General features: G+C 68.8%; 8 protein-coding genes. 5 read left to right on the top strand and 3 right to left on the bottom strand.

What is annotated here, in order from left to right; translation table 11 throughout:
- Positions 1 to 26 precede the first annotated feature (26 nt).
- The gene (modB, locus tag PHQ87_RS13135) at positions 27 to 713 is read right to left on the bottom strand and encodes a molybdate ABC transporter permease subunit (protein WP_300235127.1); all 687 of its coding nucleotides are present in this window, start codon (positions 711 to 713) and stop codon (positions 27 to 29) included.
- A gap of 6 nt (positions 714 to 719) precedes the next feature.
- Complete coding sequence (modA, locus tag PHQ87_RS13130; RefSeq protein ID WP_300235124.1) at positions 720 to 1475, bottom strand: molybdate ABC transporter substrate-binding protein; 756 nt, start codon at positions 1473 to 1475, stop codon at positions 720 to 722.
- Positions 1476 to 1714: 239 nt separating this feature from the next.
- Here modA and modD point away from each other — a divergent pair, with 239 nt between their 5' ends.
- The 5 genes from modD (at position 1715) to PHQ87_RS13105 (ending at position 6480) form a co-directional block, all read left to right on the top strand.
- Positions 1715 to 2587 (top strand): ModD protein, encoded by an 873-nt coding sequence (gene modD / locus PHQ87_RS13125; RefSeq protein WP_300235120.1) that lies wholly within the window; start codon positions 1715 to 1717, stop codon positions 2585 to 2587.
- Positions 2559 to 3338 (top strand): TOBE domain-containing protein, encoded by a 780-nt coding sequence (locus PHQ87_RS13120; RefSeq protein ID WP_300235117.1) that lies wholly within the window; start codon positions 2559 to 2561, stop codon positions 3336 to 3338. The genes modD and PHQ87_RS13120 overlap by 29 nt, the downstream gene beginning before the upstream one ends.
- Before the next feature lie 194 nt (positions 3339 to 3532).
- Positions 3533 to 5053: an aldehyde dehydrogenase family protein gene (locus PHQ87_RS13115; RefSeq protein WP_300235114.1), complete on the top strand. Its 1521-nt coding sequence runs from the start codon at positions 3533 to 3535 to the stop codon at positions 5051 to 5053.
- Between the two features lie 50 nt (positions 5054 to 5103).
- The gene (locus PHQ87_RS13110; RefSeq protein ID WP_300235111.1) at positions 5104 to 5466 is read left to right on the top strand and encodes a DUF779 domain-containing protein; all 363 of its coding nucleotides are present in this window, start codon (positions 5104 to 5106) and stop codon (positions 5464 to 5466) included.
- A gap of 102 nt (positions 5467 to 5568) precedes the next feature.
- Positions 5569 to 6480, top strand: a complete 912-nt coding sequence (locus PHQ87_RS13105) for a hypothetical protein (protein ID WP_300235108.1) — start codon at positions 5569 to 5571, stop codon at positions 6478 to 6480.
- Between the two features lie 25 nt (positions 6481 to 6505).
- On the opposite strand, the gene PHQ87_RS13100 is transcribed toward PHQ87_RS13105, so the two are convergent.
- Positions 6506 to 6880, bottom strand: a complete 375-nt coding sequence (locus PHQ87_RS13100; protein ID WP_300235105.1) for a winged helix-turn-helix domain-containing protein — start codon at positions 6878 to 6880, stop codon at positions 6506 to 6508.
- Positions 6881 to 6981: the final 101 nt, after the last annotated feature.

Below are 6981 nucleotides of genomic sequence, written 5' to 3'. Positions count from 1 at the left end.
GTGGGCCTGGAACTGCAGCGGGCCGCTCATGCGCGGGCGCGCCGCGCGGTGCGGGCGTTGTGGATCTGCAGCAGCATCAGCACGGAAAAGGCGAAGATGAGCATGACGGCGGCCAGGCGGTGCGCATCGGCGTATTCGAGCGCTTCCACGTGGTCGTAGATCTGGACCGAGACCACGCGCGTGACACCGGGGATGTTGCCGCCGACCATCAACACCACGCCGAACTCGCCCACCGTATGGGCGAAGCTCATGATGCAGCCGGTGATCAGGCCGGGCCGGCACAGCGGCAGCACGACGCGGAAGAAGCTGTCCAGCGGCGAGGCCCGCAGCGTGGCCGCGACTTCCAGCGGGCGGCTGCCCAGGGCCTGCATGGCGTTGAGGATGGGCTGCACCATGAAGGGCAGCGAGTAGAACACCGAGGCCACGATCAGGCCTTCGAAGGTGAAGGGCAGGGTGGGCAGGCCGATGGCCTGCATCCATTGCCCGATGGGCCCCATGGGGCCCAGCATCACCAGCAGGTAAAAGCCCAGCACCGACGGCGGCAGCACCAGTGGCAGGGTGACCAGCGCCCCCACCGGCCGCGTGAGCCATGAGCGCGAGCGTGCCAGCCACCAGGCCAGCGGCGTGCCCAGCACCAGCAGGATCAGCGTGGTCAGCGCGGCGACCTTGAGGGTCAGCCAGATGGCCTGGAGGTTGTCGGGGGTCAGGAACACGCGCGCTCAGAGGTCATAGCCGTAGGAGCGTATCAGATCCTTGATGTTCGGGCTTTGCAGCAGCTTCATCAGCGCGATGGCGGCCTCGTTGTTCTCGCCGCGCTTGAGGACCACCGCGTCCTGGCGGATGGTGCCGTAGTTCTCCTGCGGAATGACCCACATCGAGCCTTCCTTGAGCTTGCCCTCGCTGAGCACCTGCGACATGGCCACGAAACCGATGTCGGCGTTGCCGGTCTTCACGAAGTTGTAGGTCTGGCCGATGCTCTCGCCCTGCACGAGCTTGGGCTTGAGCGCATCGGCCAGGCCCAGCTTGTCCATCACCTGCACGGCCGCGGCGCCATAAGGGGCGGTCTTGGGGTTGGCGAAGGCCACCTTGCGCACCTGCGGCGACTTGAGAATCTCGCCCTTGTCGTCCACCTTGGCCGGGTCGACCGACCACAGCACCAGCTTGCCCGTGGCGTAGGTGAAGCGGGTGCCGGGCGCGGCCAGGCCCTCCTTTTCGAGCATGGCCGGGCGCTCGTCGTCGGCGGCCAGGAACACGTCGAAAGGCGCACTGTTCTTGATCTGGGTGTAGAAGGCGCCGGTCGCGCCCAGGGACACCTTGATGGTGTGGCCGGTGGTCTTTTCCAGCACCGCGGCGATCGCCTTGATCGGCTCGGTGAAGTTGGCGGCCACGGCGACCTGGGCCTCGGCGGCCCAGGCGGCGGACGGGCCCGCCACGGCGAAGATCAGGGAGGGGATGAGACGAAGACGTGTGCGCATGGGGTCTCCTGGGCAAGGGTGGTGGACGGATGGGGAAATGTCGCTATTCAAAAATAGAATAGCGAGTCTATCAAACTACCGGGTGTACGACGATGAGCCGACGGTCTTTCCCGCGTTCCTCTGCGCGTGTTCCGATGCACAGCCTTTCGGCGATGGCCACGCCTCGCCGTGCCTTCGTGGCGCGCGCCGCCGGCCTGCCTGGTGCACCTGTTCCAACCCCGATCGAAAGCGTTTCCACCATGATTTACCTGACCCAGGCCGACATCGACCAGCTCGTGCTGGAGGACATGCCCCTGCACGACGAAACCAGTCGCGCGATCGGCCTGCCGGATGCGCCCGGCACGCTCACCTACGTGGCGCGCCAGGCGGGCGTGGCGGCGGGGGTGCGGCCGTGCGTGCAGATGGCCCGGTCGCTGGGGTTGGAGGCCGAAGTCCTGGTGGCCGACGGGGCCGCCGTGGCGGCGGGGCAGCCGGTGCTGCGCCTGCAGGGGCGGGCGCATGCGCTGCACGTGGCCTGGAAGCAGGGGATGAACCTGCTGGAGTACCTGGGCGGCATCGCCAGCACGACGGCGGCCATGCTGCGCAGCGCGCGCGAGGCCAGCCCGGCGGTCCAAATCGCGGCCACGCGCAAAGCCTTTCCGGGGTCGCGCCGGCTGCAGCAATACGCCGTGCTCTGCGGCGGCGGCGTCGTGCACCGCGCGGGCCTGTCCGAAAGCATCCTGCTGTTCGCGCAGCACCGGGTGTTCCTGGCCGGCGTGCCGCTGGCCGAGCTGGTGCGGCACGCCAGGCGCGCCAGCCCCGAGAAGTTCGTGCTGGTCGAGGCCGACAGCGCCGACGATGCGCTGGCGGCGGCCCGGGCCGGTGCCGACGGGGTGCAACTGGACAAGATGGCGCCGCCCGCCCTGGCCGATCTGGTGCCCCGTCTGCGGGCCGCGCGGGCCGGGCTGACGATCAATGCGGCCGGCGGCATCCGCGTGGACAATGTGGCCGCCTATGCCGCCACCGGGGCGGACATCCTCGTGACCTCGCACCTGTACACCGCGCCGGCGGCCGACTATGGCGTGCGCATGGAACAATCGGGGCATGACCAAGCAAGCCCTGTCCCGAGGTGATCTGCAGCAGGCCCTGGGCCACGCGGCCAGCGACAAGCGCCTGGAGGTGCTGCGCCGCGTCGGCGAGTCGGGCTCGATTTCCCAGGCCGCGCGCGATGCCGGCATCAGCTACAAGGCCGCCTGGCAGGCCATCGACACGCTCAGCAGCCTGGGCGGCGTGGCGCTGGTCGAGCGGACCGTGGGCGGCAGCGGCGGCGGCGGCGCGCGGCTGACGGCCGAGGGCGAGCGTCTGCTGCGGCTGGCCGACGAGCTGGCCCAGGCCAGGGCGGCGGTGCTGGCGCGCTTCGTTGGCCCGGGGGAGGCCGCGCGCGGGCCCGACCATGGCCTGGGGCTGCGCACGTCGATGCGCAACCAGATGCCCTGCCGCGTCGCCGACGCGCGGCCGGCGACCGGGGGCGATCCGCTGGTGCGGGTGACGCTGGCGCCCGACAGCGGGCAGCCCATGGTCTCGGCCATCACGCAGGACAGCGCCGACCTGCTGGGGCTGGCGCCGGGCCTGCCGGTGCTGGTGCTGTGCAAGGCGACGGCGGTGCGCGTCGCGGCCGGGGCACCCGCGCCGCAGGAGGGCGTGAGCACGCTGTGCGGCAAGGTCTGGCGCGTGACGCGCGGGCAGCAGCGCGACGAGGTGACGCTGGCGCTGCCGGGGGGCGTGTTCTGGGTGGGTTTTGCCGATCGTCCGTTCGCGCGCCGCAAGGGCCAGACGGCCCATGCCTCGATGGCGTCCAGCGCGCTGGTCCTCGCCTTGCCCTGAACCCGCTGCGCCGGGCTGTTGCAGGCTGGAGCAGGTGTGCCCTGGGCGGAGGACGCCGCCGCCGCCGGCTGTCCGGATTTGGCACATATCGGCCGCCGCGGCGCGGCGAAGGTCCTGGCATGGTCCTTGAGTGTGGCTGGGTAGCCCAGAGGGCTGAGTCTTACCCACCATTCATCCGAGCAGAGGACGACGACATGATCTATGCAGCACCCGGCGCCGCTGGCGCCAAGATCGCCTACAAGCCGCGCTACGACAACTTCATCGGCGGCAAGTTCGTGCCCCCGGTCAAGGGCCAGTATTTCGACGTGGTCACGCCCGTGAGCGGCAAGGTCTACACCCAGGCCGCGCGCTCCACGGCAGAGGACATCGAGCTGGCGCTGGACGCCGCCCACGCCGCCGCCGACGCCTGGGGCAGGACGGACGCCGCCACGCGCAGCAACATCCTGCTCAAGATCGCCGACCGCATCGAGCAGAACCTGGAACTGCTGGCCTACGCCGAGACGGTGGACAACGGCAAGGCCATCCGCGAGACGCTCAACGCCGACATCCCGCTCACCGTGGACCACTTCCGCTACTTCGCGGGCGCCCTGCGCGCGCAGGAGGGCGGCATCAGCGAGATCGACGAGAACACCATGGCCTACCACATCCACGAGCCGCTGGGCGTGGTGGGGCAGATCATTCCGTGGAACTTCCCGATCCTGATGGCGGCGTGGAAGCTGGCCCCGGCGCTGGGCGCGGGCAACGCGGTGGTGCTCAAGCCCGCCGAGAGCACGCCGATCTCCATCCTGATCCTGGCCGAGCTGATCGCCGACCTGCTGCCGCCCGGTGTGCTCAACATCGTCAACGGCTACGGGCGCGAGGCGGGCATGCCGCTGGCGCAGAGCAAGCGCATCGCCAAGATCGCCTTCACCGGCTCCACCACCACCGGCCGCGTGATCGCCCAGGCGGCGGCCAACAACCTGATCCCGGCCACGCTGGAGCTGGGCGGCAAGTCGCCCAACGTCTTCTTCGCCGACATCATGGACAAGGACGATGCCTTCCTCGACAAGGCCGTGGAAGGGCTGGTGCTGTTCGCGTTCAACCAGGGCGAGGTCTGCACCTGCCCGAGCCGCGCGCTGATCCAGGAAAGCATCTACGACAAGTTCATGGAGCGCGTGCTCAAGCGCGTGGCCGCGATCAAGCACGCCAACCCGCTGGACACCGACAGCATGATGGGCGCGCAGGCCAGCAAGGAGCAACTGACCAAGATCCTCTCGTACCTGGACCTGGGCAAGCAGGAGGGCGCGGAAGTGCTCATCGGCGGCGGCCAGGCCCACCTGGGCGGCGAGTTGGAGGGCGGCTACTACGTGCAGCCCACGCTGTTCAAGGGCCACAACAAGATGCGCATCTTCCAGGAGGAGATATTCGGCCCCGTGCTGGCCGTGACCACCTTCAAGGACGAGGCCGAGGCGCTGGCCATCGCCAACGACACGCTGTACGGCCTGGGCGCCGGCGTGTGGAGCCGCAACGGCAACGTGGCCTACCGCATGGGCCGCGCCATCAAGGCCGGGCGCGTGTGGACCAACTGCTACCACGCCTACCCGGCGCACGCGGCCTTCGGCGGCTACAAGGAATCGGGCATCGGCCGCGAGACGCACAAGATGATGCTGGACCACTACCAGCAGACCAAGAACCTGCTTGTTTCGTACTCGGAAAACAAGCTGGGCTTCTTCTGATCCATGGAGAGGGCTTCGGCCCTCTTTTTCTTCTGCACAAGGAGACAGCCATGGTCGAGAAAGTCATCGCTACCCCTGCCGCGCTGGAACTCATCGCGTTCCTGAAAGCCAGGCACGGCCCCGGCCTGATGTTCCACCAGTCCGGCGGCTGCTGCGACAACAGCGCGGCCAACTGCTACCTGCTGGGCGAGATCACCACCGGCGCGGGCGATGTGTACCTGGGCGACATCGGCGGCTGCCCCTTCTACATCGGCAAGGCGCAGTACGAAACCTGGAAGCACACCCAGCTCATCATCGACGTGATCGAAGGCCACGGCGGCACTTTCTCGCTCGAAGGGCCCGAGGGGAAGGCCTTTCACACCCGGTCGCGGGTGTTCACGGCGGACGAGCAGCAGGCGCTCGGACTGCGCTGACCGGTCAGCCGGGCAACGCGGCCCGGTGGGCATGAACCATGCCCTGGCCTTGATTTCTACGTTATATTTATGAATATACAACGTGGAAAAAGGAGGCCCGACATGAGCCATCGCGCCCAGCCAGGCGCTGCGGTATCCGGCCAGACGGCCAGAGCCGGCAGGCGTCGCCACCTGCTTTTCCTGGAGCCGCATATCCAGTGGTCCGTGCTCTCGCGCTGTCTTCGCCCGGACGATCTTCTGGCGGCCTTGGGGTCCCGTTGCTCCGTGCCGCCGTCAAGGGGCGATGGCGCAGACCCCCTGGTCCTGCTGGAGGAAGCCGCCCGCTGGCTCGGGGAGGACCCCCTCGTTTGCCAGCGGCTGCAGTTCCGTCTCGATGAACTGGCGTCGGCATCGATCCGGTCGACCGCCGCCTGCCGGGACATCGCCGAACTCGAGGCGGTATGGTCGTCCTCTCGCGGCGATGCGGGCACGGCGCCGGTTTACTGGGCCCTGGTCTCGCACGGGCTGGCCGATGCGGCGTTCAGGCGGCAGCTTTATCGGGGCTTTGGCGCTCCGCTGGCCACGCCCTTGGCGTCGGGTGCGCAGGACGCGCGCATGGCGGGCGTTCTCAGACTTTCCGGCGACATGCTGGAAGCCCTGCGGCGGGAGAAGGACCACAGCGCGGCGCTGACGGCGGCCTTGCAGATCGAGTCGGCGCTCAGGCGGCAGTCCCAGAGGCGAGTCGAGGAACTGGAGCAGCGGTGCCTGGCCCTGGATGCGGGGCCGGCCACTGAGGAGTCGCCGAGCGGCGTGGCCGACACGGAGGTGATGGCCCACCCGGTGGCCGAATGGCGTGTCGCCCGGCTGGATGGGCAGGGTCGCGCGGCTATCCAGTTGACCGATGCGCGGGGTATCGGCGGCGCTTTCGTGTTCGACGCCGAGGAGCTTCAGGCCATCCACACCGTTATCGGCGACCTGGTCCGGCCATCGGAGGGGCCGGCCCATTCCCCGGCGTCTTCCGCTTCGGTGAACTGACCGCCTTCCGGGCACGCTTGCGCCCTCATCCTCCGCGCGTGTCGAGCATGCGCCTGATGCGGTCCAGCTCGGGCTTGCACGCCTGCGCGGCGCGTTCCTCGATCGACCGGTAGAGCGCCACCAGCTCCGTGCCCGTGTCGGTGAGCGAGGTGCCGCCGCCATGGGCGCCGCCCTTGGCCGATGTCACGGCCGGCTCCAGCAGCAGGGCGTTGAGTTCATTGATCAGGTCCCAGGCCCGCTTGTAGGACATGCCGAGCGACTTGGCCGCGGCGTTGAGCGACCGGTGTTCCGCGATCGCCTCGAGCAGGGCGATCTTGCCGGGGCCGACGGCGATGGCATCCCCGACCGACAGCCGAAGCCGAAAGCGTGCGCGGACCTTGGAGGGGGATGTCTGGGGCATGGCTGCGATTCTATGAAGTTGCTCCATTCCTGAACACATGGCGCGGTATTCCGGGTGGCACGGAATTTGTTTGAATGGCGGTCGAGAGCATCCACGAACCG

The sequence above is a fragment of the Hydrogenophaga sp. genome (genome assembly GCF_028698005.1).
Taxonomy (GTDB): Bacteria; Pseudomonadota; Gammaproteobacteria; order Burkholderiales; family Burkholderiaceae_C; genus Hydrogenophaga.
Note: the sequence above shows the minus strand (reverse complement) of the source record. Positions and strands in the feature narration are given on the sequence as shown.